The 24,176-nt window shown below is 33.6% G+C and carries 26 protein-coding genes; 4 read left to right on the forward strand and 22 right to left on the reverse strand.

Annotation, left to right across the window (positions count from 1 at the left end):
* Positions 1 to 4 precede the first annotated feature (4 nt).
* From C1Y58_RS16730 to C1Y58_RS16800, 15 genes are all read right to left on the reverse strand, one after another.
* A complete protein-coding gene (locus tag C1Y58_RS16730) occupies positions 5 to 907 on the reverse strand; it encodes a trans-4-hydroxy-L-proline dehydratase activase (RefSeq protein WP_105617238.1) in 903 nt (300 codons plus the stop codon).
* Between the two features lie 26 nt (positions 908 to 933).
* Positions 934 to 1,503, reverse strand: a complete 570-nt coding sequence (locus C1Y58_RS16735; protein WP_105617239.1) for a helix-turn-helix domain-containing protein — start codon at positions 1,501 to 1,503, stop codon at positions 934 to 936.
* Between the two features lie 363 nt (positions 1,504 to 1,866).
* Positions 1,867 to 3,165, reverse strand: a complete 1,299-nt coding sequence (locus C1Y58_RS16740; protein WP_105617240.1) for a DUF4179 domain-containing protein — start codon at positions 3,163 to 3,165, stop codon at positions 1,867 to 1,869.
* Positions 3,158 to 3,682, reverse strand: a complete 525-nt coding sequence (locus C1Y58_RS16745) for an RNA polymerase sigma factor (protein ID WP_330404439.1) — start codon at positions 3,680 to 3,682, stop codon at positions 3,158 to 3,160. The genes C1Y58_RS16740 and C1Y58_RS16745 overlap by 8 nt, the downstream gene beginning before the upstream one ends.
* A gap of 89 nt (positions 3,683 to 3,771) precedes the next feature.
* Positions 3,772 to 4,116: a DUF192 domain-containing protein gene (locus tag C1Y58_RS16750; protein WP_242985415.1), complete on the reverse strand. Its 345-nt coding sequence runs from the start codon at positions 4,114 to 4,116 to the stop codon at positions 3,772 to 3,774.
* Between the two features lie 13 nt (positions 4,117 to 4,129).
* Complete coding sequence (locus C1Y58_RS16755) at positions 4,130 to 5,041, reverse strand: type II secretion system F family protein (RefSeq protein WP_105617242.1); 912 nt, start codon at positions 5,039 to 5,041, stop codon at positions 4,130 to 4,132.
* Between the two features lie 18 nt (positions 5,042 to 5,059).
* Positions 5,060 to 6,019 carry a type II secretion system F family protein gene (locus tag C1Y58_RS16760; RefSeq protein WP_105617243.1) on the reverse strand — a complete coding sequence of 320 codons (960 nt, stop codon included), beginning with the start codon at positions 6,017 to 6,019 and terminating at the stop codon, positions 5,060 to 5,062.
* A gap of 37 nt (positions 6,020 to 6,056) precedes the next feature.
* Entirely contained in the window at positions 6,057 to 7,385 is a 1,329-nt protein-coding gene (locus tag C1Y58_RS16765) for a TadA family conjugal transfer-associated ATPase (RefSeq protein ID WP_105617244.1), read from the reverse strand.
* Positions 7,376 to 8,533 (reverse strand): CpaE/TadZ family protein, encoded by a 1,158-nt coding sequence (locus tag C1Y58_RS16770; RefSeq protein WP_105617245.1) that lies wholly within the window; start codon positions 8,531 to 8,533, stop codon positions 7,376 to 7,378. The genes C1Y58_RS16765 and C1Y58_RS16770 overlap by 10 nt, the downstream gene beginning before the upstream one ends.
* A 10-nt stretch (positions 8,534 to 8,543) precedes the next feature.
* Positions 8,544 to 9,527 carry a Flp pilus assembly protein CpaB gene (gene cpaB, locus C1Y58_RS16775; RefSeq protein WP_105617246.1) on the reverse strand — a complete coding sequence of 328 codons (984 nt, stop codon included), beginning with the start codon at positions 9,525 to 9,527 and terminating at the stop codon, positions 8,544 to 8,546.
* A gap of 34 nt (positions 9,528 to 9,561) precedes the next feature.
* Positions 9,562 to 10,461: a pilus assembly protein TadG-related protein gene (locus tag C1Y58_RS16780; protein WP_105617247.1), complete on the reverse strand. Its 900-nt coding sequence runs from the start codon at positions 10,459 to 10,461 to the stop codon at positions 9,562 to 9,564.
* Positions 10,462 to 10,473: 12 nt separating this feature from the next.
* Positions 10,474 to 10,872, reverse strand: a complete 399-nt coding sequence (locus C1Y58_RS16785; protein ID WP_105617248.1) for a TadE/TadG family type IV pilus assembly protein — start codon at positions 10,870 to 10,872, stop codon at positions 10,474 to 10,476.
* 121 nt (positions 10,873 to 10,993) lie between these two features.
* The gene (locus C1Y58_RS16790) at positions 10,994 to 11,179 is read right to left on the reverse strand and encodes a Flp family type IVb pilin (protein WP_105617249.1); all 186 of its coding nucleotides are present in this window, start codon (positions 11,177 to 11,179) and stop codon (positions 10,994 to 10,996) included.
* A 134-nt stretch (positions 11,180 to 11,313) separates the two neighbouring features.
* On the reverse strand, positions 11,314 to 11,988 hold the full coding sequence (locus tag C1Y58_RS16795; protein WP_105617250.1) for a response regulator: 675 nt from the start codon (positions 11,986 to 11,988) through the stop codon (positions 11,314 to 11,316).
* Positions 11,969 to 13,153, reverse strand: a complete 1,185-nt coding sequence (locus C1Y58_RS16800; RefSeq protein WP_105617251.1) for a sensor histidine kinase — start codon at positions 13,151 to 13,153, stop codon at positions 11,969 to 11,971. Before C1Y58_RS16800 ends, C1Y58_RS16795 begins: the two co-directional genes overlap by 20 nt.
* 386 nt (positions 13,154 to 13,539) lie before the next feature.
* Here C1Y58_RS16800 and C1Y58_RS16805 point away from each other — a divergent pair, with 386 nt between their 5' ends.
* Entirely contained in the window at positions 13,540 to 13,704 is a 165-nt protein-coding gene (locus C1Y58_RS16805) for a (2Fe-2S)-binding protein (RefSeq protein WP_242985416.1), read from the forward strand.
* A gap of 88 nt (positions 13,705 to 13,792) precedes the next feature.
* Here C1Y58_RS16805 and C1Y58_RS16810 read toward each other — a convergent pair whose 3' ends face one another.
* The 7 genes from C1Y58_RS16810 to C1Y58_RS16840 form a co-directional block, all read right to left on the reverse strand.
* Positions 13,793 to 15,556, reverse strand: coding sequence for a BlaR1 family beta-lactam sensor/signal transducer (locus C1Y58_RS16810; RefSeq protein ID WP_105617253.1), 1,764 nt, complete (start codon positions 15,554 to 15,556; stop codon positions 13,793 to 13,795).
* A 17-nt stretch (positions 15,557 to 15,573) separates the two neighbouring features.
* Entirely contained in the window at positions 15,574 to 15,948 is a 375-nt protein-coding gene (locus C1Y58_RS16815) for a BlaI/MecI/CopY family transcriptional regulator (RefSeq protein ID WP_105617254.1), read from the reverse strand.
* 77 nt (positions 15,949 to 16,025) lie between these two features.
* Entirely contained in the window at positions 16,026 to 17,609 is a 1,584-nt protein-coding gene (blaOXA, locus tag C1Y58_RS16820; protein WP_105617255.1) for a class D beta-lactamase, read from the reverse strand.
* A 210-nt stretch (positions 17,610 to 17,819) separates the two neighbouring features.
* A complete protein-coding gene (locus C1Y58_RS16825) occupies positions 17,820 to 18,572 on the reverse strand; it encodes an exodeoxyribonuclease III (protein ID WP_105617256.1) in 753 nt (250 codons plus the stop codon).
* 105 nt (positions 18,573 to 18,677) lie between these two features.
* Positions 18,678 to 19,538, reverse strand: coding sequence for an acetoacetate decarboxylase family protein (locus tag C1Y58_RS16830; RefSeq protein WP_105617257.1), 861 nt, complete (start codon positions 19,536 to 19,538; stop codon positions 18,678 to 18,680).
* A 15-nt stretch (positions 19,539 to 19,553) separates the two neighbouring features.
* Positions 19,554 to 20,585 (reverse strand): ketopantoate reductase family protein, encoded by a 1,032-nt coding sequence (locus C1Y58_RS16835; RefSeq protein ID WP_105617258.1) that lies wholly within the window; start codon positions 20,583 to 20,585, stop codon positions 19,554 to 19,556.
* Between the two features lie 218 nt (positions 20,586 to 20,803).
* Positions 20,804 to 21,358, reverse strand: a complete 555-nt coding sequence (locus C1Y58_RS16840; protein ID WP_105617259.1) for a TetR/AcrR family transcriptional regulator — start codon at positions 21,356 to 21,358, stop codon at positions 20,804 to 20,806.
* 256 nt (positions 21,359 to 21,614) lie between these two features.
* Here C1Y58_RS16840 and C1Y58_RS16845 point away from each other — a divergent pair, with 256 nt between their 5' ends.
* Genes C1Y58_RS16845 through C1Y58_RS16855 form a run of 3 tightly spaced genes read left to right on the forward strand, consistent with a single transcriptional unit; the run spans position 21,615 to position 24,155 of the window.
* The gene (locus tag C1Y58_RS16845; protein ID WP_170311623.1) at positions 21,615 to 22,391 is read left to right on the forward strand and encodes an ABC transporter permease; all 777 of its coding nucleotides are present in this window, start codon (positions 21,615 to 21,617) and stop codon (positions 22,389 to 22,391) included.
* 3 nt (positions 22,392 to 22,394) lie between these two features.
* A complete protein-coding gene (locus tag C1Y58_RS16850; RefSeq protein ID WP_105617261.1) occupies positions 22,395 to 23,171 on the forward strand; it encodes an ABC transporter permease in 777 nt (258 codons plus the stop codon).
* 24 nt (positions 23,172 to 23,195) lie between these two features.
* Positions 23,196 to 24,155 carry an ABC transporter ATP-binding protein gene (locus C1Y58_RS16855; RefSeq protein WP_207655772.1) on the forward strand — a complete coding sequence of 320 codons (960 nt, stop codon included), beginning with the start codon at positions 23,196 to 23,198 and terminating at the stop codon, positions 24,153 to 24,155.
* The last annotated feature ends 21 nt before the right edge of the window (positions 24,156 to 24,176 follow it).

Genomic DNA, 24,176 nt, shown 5'->3' on the forward strand with positions numbered 1-24,176 from the left:
TTAATTAACCTCCTATTTCAGTTTTTATACCGGATTGGTCAAACATATTTATAATTTCTCTTAGTCTTTCATCTGAAGGTCTTTCCTTCCCAGATAAAAGATATTTCATCTCAAGTCTGCTGTACTTTTCCATTCCCATTTTATGATAAGGCAATAGGTTAACCTTAAGAATTTTTAAAGTTGACAGAAATTGAATACAATCAATAATATGTCCATTGTCATCATTAATTCCTGCAATAATGGGCATTCGGACTGCGATATCAGCTCCATATTCAGATAGCTTTCTTAAATTATCCAGTATGTTTTGATTTGATACACCTGTATATTTTATGTGCTTTTCATCATTCATTAACTTAAGATCATAAAGAAATAGATCCACTTCATCGATAATATGCTTTAAATGTTGCCAATCACCAAATCCACTTGTATCTATTGCTGTATGTATATTTTTTTCCTTACAAGCCATGAGCATTTCTTTTATAAATTCATGTTGAAGTAAAGGTTCTCCGCCTGAAAAAGTGACACCTCCACCAGATTCATCATAGAAAATTTCATCCTTTAGTATATCTTCCATTAGTTCTTCCACAGTCATTGCACGCCCGATATACTCTAGGGCATTTGATGGACAAAGATCAACACATTTCCCACAAAGCATACAATTAGTTTTATCCCTCTGAGGATAACCTTCATCTATTTTTATTGCATTAGTGGTACATCCCGATACACATCTCTCACAATGAGTACACCGTTCCATATAAAACATGATTGTGTTGCTCATGCATTGGCTTTCTGGATTATGACACCACCAACACCTTAAAGGACATCCCTTCAAAAATACAGTTGTTCTAATTCCAGGTCCATCATGGACAGAAAATTTTTGTATCGTCATAATATGTCCCAAGGACACATTAACCATCTCCTTATGCTGAAATTTTAAATTTGTTCTTTAAGACCTGTAGGTGTGTTGACTACTAGTAGTTTAACAGTCTTATTGGTATAATTAGCCCAGTTATGAGCTCTTGTGGAATCGTAATGTGCGCTATCTCCAGGATATAATTGATATTCTTGATCCTTCAAAATCAGTGTAACAATACCTTCTAATACATAAATGAATTCTTCGCCTTCATGCTGATAGGCTTTTACATTCTCTTCAGCTACTGAAGGAAGAATTTCAATCAGTCTTGGCAATAACTCTTTATTATCAAGATTATTGGTTAAATGATAATGAATGATATGTGAGTAATCTATTTGGAATACTTCTCTTTCATAGCTTCTGAGTACAATATTATTATTTTCATTTTGTGTTTTATCGAAAAAGTAAGTTAAGTCAACTTTAAGTACTTTAGCTATCTTATCCAGCGAATCAATTGCTATCGTTGTTAATCCTCTTTCAAATTGTGATAGAAAACCTATAGACAATCCTGTTTCTTCACTTACATCCTTCAATGTCAGATTAAGTTCTGTACGTAACTTTTTTATGTTTTGACCTATATTATCGATCATTAATACTCACCTCTGCTACATCTTATTTTTTTAGTGTAGGAAAATAATGCGTTTTGCTTGCAAGTAAACATACTTTCCTGTACATACTCGAAACGTGACGATAGTTACTTTTCTTATCCTAAACAAATAACTATTTATTATTAGTATTATAATATGTATTCTAGAAAATGTCTAATATTTTTCATGTTTATGAAACTTATTTCACGATATAAAAAAACTACTGTCACATTTCATATTTCTTCAATCATTATCTTGCATACTTGTTCAACTTTTTCCGGTGTACCAAAGGGCATCCATTCTAACACAAAGGGTTAAGTTCACATCAACACTTTATGTGAGCTTAACCCTAGTATCATGAGCAGTTTAATCAATCGGTATATCTAATAATTCATTGTAAACCGTGGTATATGTCATTCTTCGTATGTCTAATATAAGCTCCTCTCCATTACCTGGGAAATGTAACGTTCTCCTATGAAAGATTCCCTCTTTTGTTTTAACAAAATCACCTTCTAAGGTTTCTAACAACTCGATTACTTCATCATCTATAACTAAATAGACTTCTGTAAGAACCGTATTTTCTACTGTTTCAATTGTTACATAAGTATCTCCTTCTTTTTTATAAGCATCCAGAACTTCAATCCTTTGACCATGTATTTCAAAACTGGTCTTTTGCGTGCCTTTATCTAATACTATTTGTTCATTAACATCATGGTCAGCAGTAAAGCTTATCAATTCTAGCTGTAGCTCATCCAGAGGTGTTGGCAATGTATCAAATGAAAAATCAAATTGAATGCCTTTCATATCTGTACTTAGTCCCCTCCCTTGCCAATTCACTTCTTCTCCATTAGCATAGAGTTTGATATCTAAATCGTCTGGTCGAGTTCTTTCACCTTTAAGATGATCTGAAATCAGCTCCAGACTATTTTGGATGGACCCTTTAATGACTGTGCTTGTAGGTGAAACCGTAATAGACTCGAAATGGAATGTATTATCATCTTTAGTAATATCTAAATTGAGATTTTTCTTTAAGCTATGACCCATTGCTTTGTTTCTATCAAGATTAAAAGTAATGTTTCCATTTTCCCATTTGTTATCCTTATAGAATGTATAAGTAAAATCAAGCTTTTTTTCAAAAAAATAAGGCGTTTGAAATTCAGCTACATATTTGATTTCTGTTTTATCATCATTAATGATACCTTGGGAAGATTCAAATTGATGTTCAAAAACCCCTTTAATACATATACTATTTAAATGGTCCATAAACTCCTCTATACCTCTATCATCATGTACTGTGTAGAACACTAATAACTGATTAGCATCTAACATGACGCCATCTAAGGTTATCACAACACCATTATCAAAAGTATAACTCTCACCTATGATTTGTCCTTTCCCTAGGTCATTAAGTTCTCTTAAAGTACCATTCATGACTTGGTCGTAACCTATAAGCTTCTTCCCATAATGAGCTAGTGTATCAAAATTATATCCTATAACAAGCATACTAAGGAGGATAACCGCCAACTTAAGCTTCCATTTAGTGTCCCTGGAATTGGACTGCTGTCTACTTAATGCCTGTCGTAATCTAGTCTCCATTTCCTGAGGTGGATGTACTTGATCTATTTCTATCCCTTTTTGTCTAAGCATCTTCTCTAAATTATTCATGAAAACCACCTCCTAAACTTTCCTTCAACTTCTTGATACCTATGGACATTCGAGATTTTACTGTTCCCAATGGGATGTGAAGTAATTGACTTATTGTTTGGTAATCATAATCAAGGTAATAATGTAACCTAATTACTTCTTGGTGCTTTTTATTAAGCTTCGTAAGATGTTCTTCTATGAGCATCGTTTCTTCTTTCCCTTCTAGCCCACCTAAACAAGCACGTTCTTCTATAAAATCCATTGATACAATTTTTTTCTTATCTTTTAATAGCTTCTTACAACGATTAACCAAGATGGTTTTGCTCCAGCTATAAAAGCTTTTCTCTTTTTTTAGGCTCTGGATCTTCTCATAGATAATAACAATCATATCTTCCAAAGCATCTAAAGCATCATCCTCATTTCTCATGTATGTATAAGCTAATCTATAGTAATCCTGCTCTTGATCCATAATCAATTTCAGTAATGCCTCTTTATCTCCTTGCTTTGCTCTTTTAATCAGCAGCTCAGTTTCCAACACGTCACCCTCTTTTAGTTTACTTATCTTACACCTATAAGAGTATTTTAACATTAAAAAGGTTCATTTTTTTACAAAAAAAAGAATCAATCTTAACTGATTGATTCCAACCATATTCTATCCCCTTGTTGTATATCCTTTAACAACCCTTCTTTTGTTTCGACTACTGTACTGACACCCTTAACTGGCATAATGACCTTGCCAGGGGGTAACCCTTCAATTTTAGAGACAACTGTCATATCATCATCTAAAAATACAACATCAATATTACATCGCATAAAAAATGTATGTATACTGTTACACGGTTTCAGCATGAGTGCCTCATGATGCAATTCTTTTCTAAACATAAATCCACATAATCGCTTAATAAAAGTATCTGCAATGAGTAAATCCTTTGTTATAAACTTTTTATAACTAATCATGGTTTTAATTGTCATTATATCACCTCATCTAAAAAACCTCTGACATACGGATAATAATAGGGCCTAAAATAATAACAAAGATGGCTGGAAAGATGAAAATAACTAAAGGAAATAACATCTTTACAGGTGCTTTCATAGCTTTTTCTCTAGCTGCCTGTTTGATATTCTCTCTTAAGCCTGCTGCTTCGATTCGAAGCACTCTTCCTAAACTTACACCAAGCTCATCGGCTTGAATTAAGGATGTTATCAACATAGAAAGTTCTTTCAAATCACATCTTTGACTCATGTTTTTTAGGGCTATTTTTTTCTCGATTCCCATTCTCATCTCTTTCAGGGTTTTGGCAAACTCACTTGATAGCTCTCCTTCAATTGTATCAACAACTTTTGCTATTGCTCCATCGAAAGAAAGCCCGGCTTCTACACTAACTGTTATTAGATCTAATGTGTAAGGTAAGTCCCTCCTTATAGCATTCTTCTTAAGACTGATTCTTCTAGCTAAATAGAAGCGATAGAGCGTATTGATTAACATGACTACCATCAATGCAATAACTAAAGAAGTGAATATATTGGACTTTAAGTTATAAGTTAACAAACCAAACAATAATGAAAAAACGATGATGAGTAACGTTTTATTGAACATCCACCTCTCAGCAGTATTATTTCTAAGTACCCCAGCTCTCTCTAACTTTTTATTAAGAAGGTCAACTTTATAGCTGGGTGTCCATTTAAAATACACGTTACTTAATGAATTATAAAGGGGTTGGATAACCCTCTCTGAAAGAGATCTTTTCTCCAAATTGTCTATAGGACCTTTATTGATAAACTCAATTTGTTCTAATCTATCTTCTAGGATTAATTTGTCTTTATTTAAAATAGATAGCAGAACATAAAAAATGATAAGTGTAAGAATAAAAATGATAACAGCAGTTAGATATAGCACCAAATCACTCCTTTCTTCTTACATTTCAATAGTAACGATTTTTCTAATAATTACAAGCCCAATAAACTGGTTAACAACTGCCGTCACCAGCATGGTTATTCCCATAGTAGTAGTAAATAAAAGCATAATCAGTTCCCTGTTAAATAAGTATAGAATAACACCTAGAAAAACAGGTATAAGCATAATAATAAGCCCGGATAGCTTACCTTGAGCAGTAAGTGTTTTCAATTCCATTTGAATTTTTTGTCTTTCTCGTATGGTCTCTGCGATATTATCAAGAATTTCTGAAAGCTTTCCGCCAATATCTTTTTGTATTAATATTGCATTAACAATTAACTTCAAATCTTCTGAATCTATTCTCTTCAACATGTTATTAAAGGCATCTTCTGTTGAAGCTCCTAACCGCATTTCTTTTAGTAACCTCTTAAATTCTTTAGATAAGGGATCTTCAGTCTCTTCAACAACAACTGATAAAGCTTGTAAAAATGAATAACCAGCTTTTAATGAATTGGATATAATCATCACAGCTTCATTTATCTGTTCATTGAAGAGTAGTAAGCGTTTATTCTTTCTTCTATTAATGATTATTCTTGGGATCATCCAGATTATAATAAAAATAATCAAACTTAATATACTATCGTAAGTTATACTATACCCAGTAAAAGCTATCAAAAGAGAGATGATGAATCTTAACATTTGTAACTCTTCAACTTTGAGAGGTATATCTGCTTTTATTAGATCCAATTCTAGTTGGTTCCTTCTCCTTTTATTAATGGTTATACGAGGTATTAATTTCGAAAGACTTTTAAGTATCGTTATATTACTCTTATGACCATCCATTTTGTCTATGGCATCAAAATCCTTGTCATAGTACTTTAATGCATCCACTGGTCTTCCTTTCATAGCAATACTAAATAAGATCGCATAACTAAGAGTTAATATACATAGAAAAGTTAATAATAGGGCAATAAGAATCATTTTTATCACATCCATATTTAATGTACCTTAAGGTATATTAGTAAAATATATCTTGTGGTATAGTAACACCTTGTTCTCTTAGCTTTTCAATAAAACTGGGCATTACGCCTGTGAATACATACTCGCCTTTGACTTTATTATTGCTATCAAGACCTCTCTGTTCATATTTAAAAATATCTTGGAGAATGATGACATCGCCTTCCATTCCTTGTACCTCTGTTATATGGGTGATTTTTCGACTACCATCCATGAGTCTTGATTGTTGAATAATGAGATCAATGGCTGAACCAACCTGATCCCGTATAGCCCTTATGGGTAGATTCATTCCTGACATAAGAACCATTGTCTCTAACCTTGAAAGCATGTCTCTTGGTGAGTTAGCATGACCCGTTGTTAAAGATCCATCATGACCTGTATTCATAGCCTGCAACATGTCTAATGTCTCTCCAGATCGCACTTCTCCAACAATTATTCGATCTGGTCGCATTCTCAGGCTGTTTTTTACTAAATCCCTTATGGTGATTTCTCCTTTACCTTCTACATTTGCTGGTCTTGTTTCCAAGCGTATAACATGACTCTGTGAAAGTTGTAATTCCGCTGCATCTTCAATGGTAACTATTCTTTCTGAATCTGGTATAAAGGAAGATAATACATTGAGTGTTGTTGTTTTACCACTTCCTGTCCCTCCTGATACCACAATATTTAAATGACCTTCTACACAATATTTTAGTAACTGAGACATCTTTGAATTAATCGTACCAAAGTTGATTAAATCATCCACCTGAAAAGGATCTTCTGAAAATTTTCTGATGGTAATGGAAGGTCCATCGATGGCTAAAGGGGGGATTATTGCGTTAACTCTTGAACCGTTGGGGAGTCTTGCATCAACCATCGGTGAACTTTCATCAATTCTCCTTCCAATCGGTGCTACAATCTTTTTAATAACATGCATGACATGATTATTGTCTTTGAATTTTGCATCGGTTAACATCAGTTTACCGTTTTTTTCAATATAAATTTGATAAGGTCCATTGACCATAATTTCAGTCACTTGTTCATCTCTCAGTAAGCCTGTTATAGGTCCGAACCCAATAATTTCATTTAATAGCTCTTCATTGATTTTATTCTTTTGGTGATTAGTCATATTAAGAGATTCTTGTTCTATATGCTTTTGGATAATGTACTTTATATCCTCTTTTAATTCTTCATTATCTTCAGATATATCCTTAAAATCTATATCTAATTCACTAATGACTCTGTTTTGTATACTCATTTTTAAGTTCAAATAAGGATCGACTTCTTTTTCAACGAACTTCAAAGACTTCTTATCCGTATTCATCTCTTCCAATCTTTTTTTTAAAGACATCTGACCACCTCTTGACACATGGTTTGAATTGCTTTAACAATCTTTAAAGTTCTATTCTTATTATTATCACATAATGGAAGACCTCTATTTACAGATAATCTAACATTTTTTATATCTTCAGGTATCATTGAGAATAATTGCTCCGCAAAAACATCCTGTACATCTTTTTTACTCAATCCATACTTGCCTGTAACGCTATTAACGACAACTTTTACCTTATTACTGTCATAATTAAGAGTCTCCATAACGCTTAATCCAAGTTTTGTATCTCTTAAAGTTGTCATTTCCATATTAGCTATAAAAAGTACCAAATCCGATGTATCGAGAATATTAAGTGTAGAATCATTAAAGTTTATACCTGTATCTATAACAATAAACTCATAATGTTTTTTAAATATACTAACCATTTTTTCTATTGCATCTTTACTAATGTACTCTGCTTTTTCAGGGTTATATGGCGCAAATAGAATATCGAGTTTTTTATTATGTTCGTATAAATAAGGTCGAATACTAGAGTAAGAAGCCAACTGACCATCATCAATAATATCTAGTATAGTTTTATCATTATGTTGATTAGCTAGCATGGATATATCACCATACTGTAAGTCCAGATCCAATAGTAGGGTTTTCTTTTTAAAGGTTTTACTTAAAGTAATAGCACTATTGATGGAAAGCACGGATTTGCCAACGCCTCCTTTAGAACTATAGAAACTGATTACCTTCCCATTAGATCCTAGCTCTTCATAGGTTTTGCTATATATTGCTCTTTCCTTTTGCTTTTCATATGTAGCCGTTATAGTATCAATTAAATCGTTATAATTAAAGGGTTTTATAATATACTCCTTGGCACCGCAAAACATAGCTTTCTTCAGATACTCACTTTTTGCTTGAACAGACATGATAATAACGATAACAGATGGAAAGGCTTCAGTAATTTTTTCAGTGGCTTCAAGACCGTTCATAATAGGCATATTGATATCCATCAAGACGACATCAGGCTTATATTCAGGTATCAACTTTAAAACCTCTTCACCATTACTAGCTTCTCCTGTAATTTCAAAATTCTCTTTTTCCATGGATAGTATCTTCTTAATAACATTTCTTGTTTCTTCTATATCGTCAGCAATCATTACCTTGATCTTACTCATGATGTCACCTCTATTCACCCTCTAACACTGGGATTTTTATACCTGTTCCAGTAACTATTTCGTCTTCATCTTCAATACGATTAACTTGTTTGATCAGCTCATATTTTTCAGGATTACCGTAAAAATCTTCACTAATTGATCTTAATGTATCACCATACCGAATGGTATAGTAATAATACTTTTCGTATTGGTAATCTCCTTCATTGACTTCTGGACCTTGCACAGGTTTCACCTCATACTGCGGGAACATATCCTTCATCTTATAAAAGTCATCAAGGAGTAATTCTTCCCATATAATCCCTTCAGTACCATGGATAAAATCTCCTTCCAGCGGTCTTAATACTAGTTTAAGGTCTCCGATATCCTCTGCTAAAACTAACTTCTCTACTTCGTAGACAGGAATAGATAAAGTAATAAAATAGTCAGTAGGTATTTCAACTCGCTCCTCTGCATCTCTGAAAAGATTCTTATCTATAGACAGTACTTCTATATTTTGAAGAATCATTTTAGATATATCAGGTCTTATGATTCTCTCACTTTCTTTAATTTGAGGTAATGAAACAATTACATCTACAAAATCTCCGGGCTTAATTAGGTCTGAAACACCGGACTCACCATTTACATTGATAGATACGGCTCTATGATTACCACTAATCTTCAAAGTTAATTCCTCTTCGATATTATTGATAATTTTATCCTTATGAAATCTTTCATCTTTTGATATTGTTTCCTTTGAGTACTCACCAACTATCTTCGATAAGTCATTAATGAAGCTACCATATGCTGCTTCTTCAGGTATCTGTATTTCAGTAATCATTTCTCTTGTTATAATCGTTCTTGGTGGTATCTGTTGAGCTGCTATGAGAATGGTTACTTTCTCTTCTTCTACTACTACTGTATCCAGTGATTTCAAATATATAAATACCGCCCCAGAAGCTAATAAGGCTAAAATTAAGGCAATAAAAAATAATCTTCTAGCGACCTTATTATTCATCCTAATCAATCCTATCTATCTCAATATGTGTACTCTAATACAACTTATCTAGTTTTACTGCATACGTGCCTGTATCCATGGCATTCTTATCAACTTCACCATTAGCTACATATTGCATGAACCTTCCATCAATCTCCATTTTTCCAGATTTCTTCTTAATATCTTCTACAAACACTTGTGCAAATCCTATTACAGTAACTTCTTTCCTCCCATTAACATCAAGACTATCTACAATGGGTACAGTCCATATTCTTCTTGAATCCCTCTCAAAATTCTCAAAAGAATAAGGATCAGCATTGATATAGTTCTGTATGCTTTTTACTGCACCAGACATGTTTCCTGGTTCTGTATCAATTTCATCACCTATGGAAATTGTTCCTTCATAACCATAAAGTGAATTCTTTTTGAAAACACAGGCACCTCGCCCTCCAAGCGCCACTGCACCATAGTTTCCATGGTAGCCTCCTCCGGCGCCTTCCTTCAATGTGACCTCATCGCCATAACTGTATTCAAATAATTCAATGGCAAATGGCCTAATGCCACCGGTTACTGATTTAACAGGACCTACGATAGCCTTTGCTCTTAGGTTAATAGTACTATCTTCAATACCAAGTACAGGCGCAAAAAAATGTTCTACATCTCGTACCGTTGTTATTTCGATGCTCTGATCATCCTCACTGATTACAATGTTAGCTTCAGTAAGACTGACATTATTACTAACAAGATACTGCTCTGCAATATCCATAGCCTTTGCTCGATCTTTAGGTAACTCAAGTGCTGCGGCTAGCACAGCTGAATCAATGGCATTGGATAACTGCATTCTTTCCGAATAGACCATTCCTATATCCATAACATACGCCATAAATCCAAAAAGAACTGCAATAACTATACATAAAATAATGGCTACGTTTCCTTGTTCATCTGAAACTTTCATACAATCATCAACTCACTCTACACGCATTACAGTTTGTGCGGTCAGATCGACTAAGTTACTGATAATATCACCTAGTAAGGGGATTAAGACCTGATAATCATAGCTAGCAGTAACTGTAATGGAATCTCCTCTATCTCTAGCTCCTTCTGATGGAGTAATTGTAACGACTAGTTTGTCGGCATTTAATTGAGGGGTGATGCTTGAAATCAGGGACTCTATCTCCGAATCTGATCCCCCAACCGCCCCTAATCGAGCTCCCTCTCGTGATGCACTGGTAATTGTCAAGTAAGCATTAAACATTATTCCAAATTCAATAATCCCTAGTATAATTATAAGCACCAGGGGAAGGATGATTGCAAATTCTACTAGGGATTGACCTTTTTCATTTTTTAAGGGTGTTATTATTTTCATAGTTATCACCTTATAAAGCAAGCTAATGTATCAAGCTTATTCTTTTTAACATCCATTATTAATTCGATTAGCTTTAGTAAAAAACTCTAATCAGCAGAGCTGATTAGAGCATAATAAGTGATTAAGATGTAGGTATATTGAGTTTATCAATAATTGTTTGGAACTGAGCTGCTATATCCGTTCCTAATGCTGTAACAATTACTATAGATGCAATTGCTAATAATCCAATCAATAATGCATACTCAACCATACCTTGCCCCTCTTCATTATGTAAGAATGATGATAAGAAATTATAAATATTTAACATCGTATCTCCTCCTCTTTATTTATCTCTTGTTCTGTTAATATTATTATACGCTTTAGAGGATATTGATGCTAGATAACCGCAGTCCCTTCTTCTATAGCAAATGGTCATAAAAAAAAAGGGACCAAGGTCCCTATCTATTTTTTGTAATGCTTTTGGTAATAATCATCAATATTATGTTGAAGAGCCAATATTGTAGCATGTACACGATCGCTAACGCCTAGCTTTCTAAATAAATTTGTAGCATAATTTTTAACAGTCTTTTCCGATATAAATAACTTTTCACCTATTTCCTTATTACTTAAACCTCTTGAGATATAAAATAATACATCTACTTCTCGTTCTGTTAATTCATTCAAAATACTATTTTCCTTAGCACTTGGTCTTTGTATGCCTGAAAATAGCAGAGCAACAAGGGACTTATCTATATATTTATCGCCTCTATAAACACTATGAACGGCATCAACTATTTCTTCACCAGCAGAATCTTTTAATACATAGCCATCTGCACCTATATTGATAGCATCATGAATCGTCTTGCTATCGTTTTCCACTGTAAGTACAATCGTTTTCAAGGGACTGTTTTCTTCTTTTAATTTTCTTAACACCCCAAGCCCGTCCATGATTGGCATATTCATATCAAGCAATAAGACATCTGGACGATAGTCCTTTATCATTGAGATTGCCTTTTTACCGTTATTAGCTTCTCCTACTACTATGATATCCTCTTCAAAACTAATAATTCTCTTTAGACCCTCACGAATTAGATCATGATCATCTGTAATCAACACTTTAATTTCCCCATTTTTCATCTTTAATCACCTCTCGGTTTACTGGAAGTTTTACAATGTATTCTGTGCCTAAGCGATTGGATGATTTAATCTTAATCTCTCCTTGAAGCTGGTTAACTCGATCCAGTATTCCCAGCAGTCCGTAAGATTCCCCTCTGGTTTTAACTCTATTTAAAGTCTCATCAACATCAAAACCAATGCCATTATCTGTAACAACTAATCGCAAGTATTTTGAACCATAATCCAATTTTACCTCAACATAATTGGCCTGTGCATGTTTTTTAATATTATTTAATATTTCTTGTACTATCCTATAAACAGCAATTTGTATAATTGACTCAACCTCAGTTTGAATAGACCCTAGGCGAATATCAGTATCGATATAAGCTTCCCTGCTAAAGGTCTTGACATGCTCTTCTATAGTCTTATTCAATCCTAAATCATCTAAAGACATTGGTCGAAGGTCATAGATAATTCCTCTTACTTCTTTTAATGCCACTTTAACAGCACTCTTCAAATCAGCAAGCTCATTTAAACCTTCCTTTACATCATATTGAATCATCCTCTCGCAAATATCTGCTTTCATGATGATGTTTGCAATATGTTGTGCCGGACCATCGTGAATATCCCTAGAAATTCTTTTTCTCTCATTTTCCTGAGCTTCTAGAATCTTCACACCTATAAACATCTCTGAACTTTTATCCATATCATCTATGGCCGTCAAGACTTCTCCCTTCAGAAACCCAGATGCTATACCTATTTGATTAATGACATTTTCAGCACTTTTAATAGTATTTAGAGCTTTTTTTAAAGCAATCTCTAATTGAGTCCTTTTGGATCTTAGAGACTTTTCTTCATTCTGCTTGGTTAAATAAGCAACCTTAAGATCAGAGGCTTTATCATAAGCAGCTTTGATGTCCTCTTCAGTAAAAGTTTTGAAATTTTTAGATACATGGGCTAAACGCTGTCTCATTTTTTTATTCTTAATTTCTAAGACATCAACTTCATCTATAACTTGACTAATTTGCTCTCTGATCGTACTCAGTTCACTTTTTATGAATTCGTATTCAGCTCTAGCATTATCTACGATATTAAGGATTTGTGAGCGACTACTATCAATTTCCTTTATCGTTCTTTTAATAATCCCATTTATTTTATTAATATCTTTTAAATTACTATTGATCATACCATCACCTTTGTTCTAGTTACTAGCTATATTTTTTATCTTTTGTGATGAATTAAGGCTAAAACTTTCTGAATTATATAGAATAAAATATGAAGATTATAATACATGTTGTAGAAAGTTTTAGTTACTGATATGAATATTTATAGATGAAAATGTTTAATTACTTAATGTATATATCGTCCTATTGTAAAATTAGTATAATAGAATTTTGTAATATGACTAAATTAATACTTCAATAATCACCATCCCAAATATACCCCTCTATAAATACTATCGGTGTTTTTGTCACTTTCTGCAGATAAAAATTTAAATTTCTTTAAGTATAATATTCGTCATATTTAGTAAACTATATAGAGTGAACTTAATATTCTATGGAGGTATATGGAATGGAAATAGTATGCGCATGTTTTGATGTAAGTGAAGAAGAAATTCGTGAAGCAGTAAAAAAAGGGGCTACTACTGTAGAAGCAGTTGGTGAAGCTACTAATGCTGGAACAGGCTGTGGAGGTTGTCAATCTAGAATCCAAGAGCTTATTAATGAAGAATCTTAAAAAGGAATGTAGCTATGCTACGTCTTCTTTTTGAAGTTTGTTTCGTTAGGAAAGTAAAAGAGCGATAGGGATGCCCTACCGCTTTTTCTTATAACATTTTATCCCGTAATATTGCCAAGGTAATCTCTCTTGCTTTCGACCCACCTGCATCATTATTTCCCTCTATATTGGTAGCAAAGATATAAGTTGCATCATCCATTTCAACATAGCCGATAAACCAACCACAAGTTTCTTGGTTATTCATCATTAAAGTCCCTGTCTTACCTGACAAAGAGTAACCTTTTTGTTCGGATATTTTAAGTACTTCTTTGACTGCATCAATATTATGCTTCGTAAAGGGTATTTTGTAAGTGTAAAATTCTTTAAGTACCTCTACTTGTTCTAGTGGTGATATGGTTAAAGAAGAGTAATTCCAATAATCTCTAATACCACCAGAGATATCATTATTGCCATAATCAATTTTGTCCATATACAGCGTAATCTTTTCTTTTCCTACTCTTGAAGCTGCTTCTTCGAAATACCAATTAACTGAATAAGTCATAGCAGATGCTAACGTATGATCATTATTCCACTCATTAAAAGGATAAACTGTTCCATCCCACCCCAACAAGGTATCATTTTCTCTCAACACACCTGCTTCAAGACCCATTAAAGCAATTAGATATTTATAGGTGGAATAGGGTGAAATTCTCGTTACGCTCTTTTCTTCATTATAGATATGATACTGATCTTTACCTAGATTAAGCATGATGAAACTGCCATCATAGCCATCAAAATAGACTTCTAAATCTTCCTCGAATACTTCACCTGATAGGTCTGAAACCTTGAGTGCTTTCTTAGGTAGTTCCATTCCTCTGCAAGTTAATAAGGTAAAACAACCAAGTAAAATAAACAAAGAGCTTCTTATTAAGGTAGTTCTTACCTTCACCCTTTTAAAAGTCGCAATCATTATAATCCTTTTCTTCATTTCTTTTTTAGTATTTAAAAAGCTTGCCACACTTGAGAAGTAGTGTGTATTAGAAGTACTCTCCAATAGATTAATGATAGTTGCTCCATAGTCTTTATACTTTTCTGGTTTTAGGTAAGATAGGACCACAGCATCACAAGCGGTTTCTCTATCTAATCTCATCTGGCGGAAACCGTGCCATATAATTGGATTAAACCAATGCAATACCTGTAAACAACTGATGACCCAATTAACAATGAGATCTTTTCGCTTATAGTGTATGAGCTCATGAAGCAGGACATGCTGTAATTGTTCAGTAGATAGACTATTAAGGATATCCTTAGGAATTAATAAATATGGTTTGAATATCCCTACTAGTGCAGGACTGTGTACTTGAGATGTTGTCAAAAGAGATATATCTCTTTTAATATGTAGCCTATCTTGACAGTTTATCAATATCCTTATAATAGACGGATCATCAACGCGCTCTTTCTCCTTTAATAACCTCCAATTTTTAAGATTAAGGCATATAGCATGAAGTATAAATAAAATGGCACCTACTGCCCATAGAGCAAATAAGGGTTGGCTAATAAATTCCAAAGAATTCTCATCGATAGATAAAGCATAATCTCTTGGCATGGTTATTAGATCAAGTACCTCATTGCTTTTAACAAGCTGTTCAAAGGTTTTTTCTTGATATCCTGCACTAGGGAGTATTTGATTAAGCTTACTCTCTAGGCCTATAGGCAGCATCAGCCTTATTAGAAGTAGCATCCAAATGTAGTAATACCATTTAGCTCCCAGTCGATCATTTGATATAAAACGAATTAACAAGATAATTATTGTCAATACACTTCCCATCAGTGATGAATAAAATAACCAAGAAAAAAACTCTGGACTCCCCATACCCAACTACCTCCATCTCATTCTTCTTTACGATTAAGAATTTGCTTCAATTCTTCTAAATCTTTTTTTGATAGCTGCTGTTCTTCTAAGAAATTAGCAAACATTACATTAAATGCTCCACCATAAACCTTCTGTAAAAATGATTGGTTTTCTGCCTTTCTACAATCTTTCTCTGTAATTAACGGATAGTATAAATAACGTCTTCCATCCATTTTGAAATCTAAGGCTTCTTTCTTAACCAATCGACTTAGCAATGTTTTAATGGTTTTTGGTTTCCATGTGCTCTGAACACCTAATCTATCAATTATCTCACTAGCAGAAATAGGAGATTCGGTCCAAATAACTTTCATGACTTTCCATTCTGCTTCTGATATATGTGGAATTTCTTTCATGCAAACACCTCAACAATTTAAGTATGAAGATTACAAGTATAATCTTAATATCATCCTATCCTTAAACCTAACGTTTGTCAATATAACCCTTTATCTTTTAATATTTTTTCAGTTATCTTCTTTGCTTCGCTACTATATGCATCTTTTTCCGCTTCAATGTTACAAGCAAAGTAATAAACATTACTCTCTTCCTCCATATAACCAACAAACCATCCATTGACCACATTTCCATCAACCACACCTGTTCCAGTCTTTCCTGATAGGGTTCTACCATTTTCCTCTGATAAAATGAGGATATCTTTAACAATATTAATATTCTCCTTCTTTACAGGTAATTCGTAGTTATAAAATTGACTTAAGAGATTCACTTGTTCCATGGGTGATATTTTAAGAGATGACTGTAACCAAAATTCTGTTTGTCCCCCTGAAATGTCTTTATTACCATAATTAAACTCTTCCAGATAAGAAGCCATTCTATCCTCACCTATTTCAGTAGCTACCTGCTGAAAATACCATACAACCGAGTTAGCAACTGCTGTTTTCAGAGTATGATCTTGATTCCATGATTCTATAGGCTGCTCTGTACCATCCCACTGGAATACAGTATTTTGATCTTCAAGAACTCCTGTTTCTAAACCAATAAGGGAATGATAGATTTTAAATGTGGAGCATGGTGGAATTTGTTTTTGACTTTTCTCTTCATTATAGACCACATACTCATGACCACTGCTATCATATAATATAAAACAACCTTCGTACCCTTGAAAATATTGGCTTAAATCTTGTTCAATAACTTTAGTGGTATTCTCTTCAATATCGAATAAATTTATGGTATGGGTTATAAGTTCTCTGTTCCCCCACTGTCCATGACCTGGTATGACGACTCCCACATCTGAAAACTCTTCATTTACCTTTTTAACTGATTTTGGCCATTCTTTGATATTGGCATCAGCTGTATTGCCTAGTGTATAATCATCTAAACTTTTCATCATACATCCACCAAATAAGACTTTTTTATCTGGGAAGTATACCACAACAGCATCTAGAGAATGGGATTCACCAGGGTAAAAAATCTCCACTACCTCTTTATCAAAGGTTAATGTCATTCCATCTTGAATATTGAAAACTTCTGTGGGAACAATATATTCTAGTTCCTCATATTTCTTTTTATAGTCCTCATCTTTAGGATCTGAAAGCCAACTTAGCATAAGCTGTCGAGCGGCTTCCCCACGTTCTTCAATCATTTCCTTAATCATACTGGAACCATAAATAGGGATATCATTATTAATTAGTGCTTGATTACCACCTAAATTATCAAAATGAAAATGAGTATTGATAGCTATGGTACTTCTTTCACCAAATTCTTCTTCCATCCATTCTAGCAGCAATTGGGTGGCCTCCGGTGTATAAGGCGTATCTACTAAAACTAACTCTCCATTGTCCATTTCAACAATAAGTGAGTTGGCCGGCCATGGGAATTCATGATTAACCACATAAACTTGTTCTTGAACTTTTTCAATAGTAAGATCATCACTTATTCTATATGGTTCTGAAAAATCTGATATTGTAATAGAATCAGCTTCTTGATCTACATTGTCGCACGCTGATAAGCTAATCATTGTAATAAGTAGTGTGATAAATAGTAAGATAATTTTCTTCATTCATATTCCTCCAATATTTTTAAGTATAACTGTTATTATAAATACATAAGTTAACTGAGTACTCAACAAAGGACTACATGCGTAATCCTTATGTATAAGATTACACATGTAGTCCTTTGTTGTCAATACTTTTTTTCCAAATAATTAAAATCACCCACTGAACTGTAGGTGATTTTAATTATTTAAATCTTATCTTCCACTATCTCTGCTTTATTCAATAACTAGTTCAATAGGACAATGATCAGAACCCAATACTTCTGAGTGAATATGAGCACTTATTATTCTAGGCTTGAGTGACTCAGATACATTGAAGTAATCAAGACGCCACCCCACATTATTAGCTCTTGCGTTGAAACGATATGACCACCATGTATAACTCCCATCTTGATCTGGATAAAAATGACGATATGTATCAATAAATCCTGCTTCTATAAATTCTGTCATCTTTCCCCTTTCCTCATCAGTGAATCCTGCGTTTTTTCTATTGGCTTTTGGGTTTTTGATATCGATTTCTTGATGGGCTACATTAAGGTCACCACACATGATAACAGGCTTATTCTCTTCTAATCCTTTAATATAAGCTCTTAGGTCATCTTCCCACTTCATACGGTACTCTAAGCGCATTAGACCACGTTGTGAGTTAGGAGTATAAATTGTCATCACATAAAAATCCTCATACTCTAAGGTAATAACTCTACCTTCTTGATCATGTTCTTCGATGCCCATGCCATATACAGTACTAAGAGGTTCTTTCTTAGTAAAAATAGCCGTCCCAGAGTACCCCTTCTTCACTGCATAATTCCAGTATTGATGATAGCCTTCTAAGTCTAAATCAATCTGACCTTCTTGTAACTTGCTTTCTTGAATACAAAAGATATCTGCATCTATTTCTTTAAAAAAATCTAGAAAACCTTTTTTGACACATGCTCGAATACCATTAACATTCCACGAGATAAGTTTCATTTAGTTTTCCCCCATTTCATAATATCATTGCTTTTACACTTATTATAGATGCATACAAGAAAAAGGTCAAAAACTAATATTATGTGATGTGGGAGAGTCGCAATATTAAAATTTAAATGGTACTGTGTAATTTGGATTTGGAAGATCGAAACATGCTGTCATATGCTCTGCATACCTAAATTGGAATGGTTTCTCATCAATTTCAAGGTTCTTTAATATTCTTCCTCTTGGTGTATCGTATAGTTTCAACCATGATTCATTGGATGGTATATCTGATGATTTATTAACGTTGAATACTGCTTTAAAGTTTGTCTCTGCCTGTAAAAGTTTATTATCTAATACAGAATATAGGTTAGAGGTAACATCAAAGTCTGTTGGCTTTCCACACTTTGGTACCCTTAATTCAAAGTATTTAGATCCATCATCTTCCATTGCAACAGTAACACAGTTCTTATTATCATCATATATGTCAATATCCTCAACTACTTTTGGTAACCCCCAGATACCTAGTCCTCTTAACTGATTTTCATATGATGTAACAGGCATAGAAAAAACATAATACCCAAACTTCTTAAAAGCCCCATCCATAACCATCGGTAAAATCGGTACATTCACCTTAGGATCAACCATAATCGGTATGGTCATAGCGATTTCATTATAACCGGGTATACCCATAACATTTTTATATTCGTAACAAGAAAATATGACAAGTGCTTTACCTGGCATAAGAATAACCGGCTTCATTTTTGGATGTGGCATCATTTCTTTAGCCTTCTTACTTGAGCAAGTAAAAATACCAATAGCTGTAGTTACATCACCATAGAAAGTAGGAAATTGATAGGTTTTCGTAATATCATCATCCAATTGAAGGTCAAAGGGTCTTAGATTAAATCGAGAATAAAATGGATCTCTAAATAAATGTTCATTCTTTAGCATTTCAGCATCATATTGTCTGGTTGCCTTCATAATCCCAACTCCTTATTATAAATATTTTTGAACTCTTTCCCAGACCTTTTCTATAGGTATGGGGTTAAATACTGGCTTATTAAATTCTTCTCTGCATAACTCATATACAGCTTTATTATAGGGAATGTTCACACCTGCTTTATCCGCCATTTTGATAAGGTGCCCATTTAATGTTTCTAACTCTGTTTCGTGGCCCTTTCGCTGCAGTATATCCTGCCCCATACTACTTAGCACCATTTTTGATACATTCTTTTTAAAAATACCATTCGTCAAGAAGTTAGGTAGATGAGAAGCTGACCAAAGTGTCCCCCATGAAGGCATGCCTCCTAACTTACATTCCTTATACCCAGATGCTTTCACAATTTTCACACCTTCGTAGGTTAGATTGGTTAAAACTTTCTTGAATAACTTCATGGATGTTACTTCCTTATAGCCTAGACCAATTATTGTTGTCAATGAATTAGTAAGATTAATAACCATTTTAGAATAAACAGCATCCTTAAGATGATCAGTTATTACTGTTTCAACACCCTTACTGAAAATACCCTTTAACTCTTCCATCTCTTTTATCAAACTATTATCAGGTGTTCCTAAAATAATAGGTCCTTTCTTCTGATAACCAATGACGCCAGGTTCATCAAACCATGCATTATAACTAATAACACCATAAATGACCTTCCTAAAATATTTTGGTACTATCTGTTGATTATCGATTCCATTTTGAAGTGTAAGTATGATAGGCTCATTTTTAACATTTTCTTTAATAAATTGACATACAACATCTAAGCTATAGGTTTTTACACCAATAACAATGATATCAACAGGCTCACACTCACTAATGTTATCAACGACTTTAACAGATGCATTTACAACTTCATCCTTATGTCCTTGAAGGTATGTTGATATTCCTCTTTTTTTCATCGATTCAGCATTTTTACCTTTATCGAGAAAATAGATATTGTCATAATTTTCAGCTATCCACCCTCCAATAGATCCCCCAATAGCGCCTGCACCAAAAATTAAAACCCTCTTGTCTTGTTCACCCATAAAATCTCTCCTTTTATTATTTTATACAACCTCCACACCTATAACTGTGTACAGTAATTATTCTCTATACTGAACACAGAAAATTGGTGTTAAGTTAAGTATTTAAATTTGATTATCCCATGACCACCGGTCATTAGAGACCAATGACCTTCGGTCATGAGAAGCAAAAAAAAGATCTTCAATCCCAGTGACCACTGGTCATTCAATAACAAAAATTTTTAATTACAACCAAAAAATCTTTTAAATACATCACAAAGTATCTTTTTAGCTTCTTCTTTATCATCGCAACTTCCATCGATAATACCCTGATAACATATTTCCAATATCATAACAATTAAAGCTTGATTGTAGATATCAATATTTTTAACGGTGTATTCTTCATAAAATTTCAAATAATTTACGATAACTTTTGTAAATGCCTTTACTGTTTTTTCGATATAGTCATACTTTTTATAAGTACTCATATGCTTTCTTATTTCTATTAAAAACATTTGATTCTTATTAAAATATTCAATAAGAGAATCTGCAAAATAGGTTACTTTATGAATAGCTTTATTCTTATCGATGACTTCCTGAATAAAATTTTGCCTATACCGATCAAAAACCGATTCTACTAAATCGTCTTTATCCCTAAAGTAAAGATAAAATGTTCCTTTCGCTATACCGCACGTCTTAACTAACTCATTAATAGAAGTAGCATCAACACCCTTTTGATGAAATAATTCTACTGCATGACCTTGAATGACCTCTCTGCTAATGATTTTTTCTTCCACTTTGTACTCCCATTTCTATTCAACTCACTCAAATTCTATAGCTCAACTCTCTTAACTGCTATAATAACTTGAATATCCTAAAATGTAATTTAAAATTTTAATTACTTATTATCATTGTATAATATTATTCACTACTATACAAGGTAAATAGAAATTTTTTCTTGTAATATTTCGCCATCTATGGTATACTACATTTCCGCTCACTGGGAGCTATCTATCCCACAAATCGCATTTCAATCACATATTTATCATGGAGGTGATTGATATCTTACAAGGATTAGCACTTGCAAAAAAATCCTTTGAAAGAGACCAAGTCTATCTACTGAATCATATTGTTAACAACATTGGTAGTCTTGTTTTTGGTTACATCAATGTGAGAATTTGGCTGGCTGTATTAGGTAATACCGTTGAAGGCATGGAAGCAGTAACCTATCTTATGGTTAATCAAGCTGGACTATGGCTTGTCATGTTTTTACCTTATGGCTGTTACATACCCAAGAAAGTACATGATGGTTCTATTGCATACGAAATGCTACGACCATATAGCTTACTTTATGGTAGTTTCTTCGAAGTACTAGGACATATCGTCTACAACTTTCTATTTCGTTCAATGCCAATTTTTCTTTTTAGCGTTATTGCTATGGGGGTTGCACTTCCTAATATTCATCAGATTCTACCTTATTTGATTACTTTAACCAATGGTGTTATTATTGCTTTTTTGATTAACTACTTTATCGGTCTCTGGAGTATTAAATTTCTATCCATCAACGGTGTTCAAATGCTCTACTATTTTGCTGGCACATTGTTTAGTGGCGCCTTTATCCATCTTCAATATTACCCAAGTTATTTTAAAGAACTCGTTATGCACCTCCCCTTCGCATACACTTCTTACGTACCAACTGCGGTGTATCAAGGACAATTTGATTTCACACAGGCTTTTATAAGTCAGTGGGCTTGGATTAGCCTATTATTTATAATTGCTTATTTTCTATCTGGACGCCTAACAAAAAAGATGGCTATACAAGGAGGTTAAACGATGACACTATTTGTTACTCTCTTTAAAGCATCTTTAAAAAGCGATGCCCAATATAAGTTTGATTTTGTTATTAATATCATTGGTAACTTTTTAGGTCTTTTTGCTGACTTTTTAATTGTTGCCTTTATACTGTTAAGATTTCAAAGTATAGATGGATGGGAACTTCATGAAGTTGCATTAATGTACGCTATTGTTGAATTTGGTTTTGGTGTTTATCGCTTTATTGGTGATGGATTCAATAACTTTGAACAACTGATTCTCAGCGGTAAATTTGATACATTACTTATACGCCCGGCTCCGGCTTTGGTACAAGTTATGTTACAGAAAGTGGACTTTAAAAGACTTGGAATGATCTTACAAGCTTTAGCTGTTGGTATATGGGGGCTATCAAATGTGAACTTTATAAGTACCACCTATTATATATACCTTCCCATACTTTTAGTAGCTTCAGTAGCCATGAATTTAGCTATTAGTATTTTATTAGCCGCCATCGCTTTTTGGACAGGAAAGAATGAGGATATTATTATTTTAGGTCATTATTCTACTCGTAAAGCTGCTAGTTATCCGGCAACCATCTATCATTCCATTTTTACCCATGCACTTACTTTTATCATTCCTTTTTTCACCATAAGCTACTATCCATTATTGTATCTAACGGGTAAATCGAAGCAGATTTTATTTTTAATTGCGCCAATTATAGGTGTGTTAGTTATTAGCTTTCTGGCTTATATGGTCTGGAATACAGGTATAAAACGTTACTCAAGCACAGGTACATAATGTAACATAGAGAGGAGGATGATTATGTCATTTATAACTGTTGAAGGTTTAAGAAAAGATTATACAATCTATGAAAAGAAAAGTCTATTTACCAGACATAAAAGAAAGATTGAAGCTCTAAAAGATGTCAATTTCACTGTCAATAAAGGTGAATTCTTAGGGTATATCGGTCCCAATGGAGCTGGTAAATCAACAACCATAAAAATTTTAACTGGTATCATGACTCCGAGCGGTGGAAGCGCTAGGGTAGGTGACTACATTCCATACCAGGACCGAAAAAGGTATGTCAGAAATATCGGTGTTGTCTTTGGTCAAAAGACTCAAATGTGGTGGGACTTACCTGTCATTGATACTTACGAACTGCTTAAAGGTATCCATAAAGTTGATGATCAGACCTATAAAAAACAATTGGACTATCTGATAGATAACTTATTCCTCCAAGATATTCTGAAGCAACCAGTAAGACAGCTAAGCCTTGGACAACGAATGCGAGCTGAGTTAGGAGCGTGCATGATTCATGACCCGGACCTACTCTTCCTAGATGAGCCAACTATAGGATTAGATATAGTCTCTAAGCATAAAGTTATTGACTTTCTTCGTGAAATCAATGAAGGAGGAAAAACCATTTTCCTAACGACTCACGATATGAAGGATATTGAAGTTCTCTGTAATGAGATGCTGGTTCTAAATCATGGCGACATTGTCTATAAGGGTAAGGTAGAACAATTGAAATCTATTATGGACTTACCCATTAAAGTAGTAGCTCAATTGGGTTACCATGATAACAATCCTCTACTCGATTATCTACTTCACCAATTCAACGGCGTCTACGATTCAGATAAAACAGAATTAACCCTTTCATTAAATACTAAAGAAAAAACTTCGGATATTGCAAAAACACTGTTTAATAATTTTAATGTAGAGGATTTTAAGGTGGAGGAACCTAGTATAGAAGAAATAATCAAACTTGTTTATACCCAATAATATCTTTAAGGTTATGGAAAA

This window comes from Vallitalea okinawensis, from assembly GCF_002964605.1.
Taxonomy (GTDB): Bacteria; Bacillota; Clostridia; order Lachnospirales; family PQDH01; genus Vallitalea_A; species Vallitalea_A okinawensis.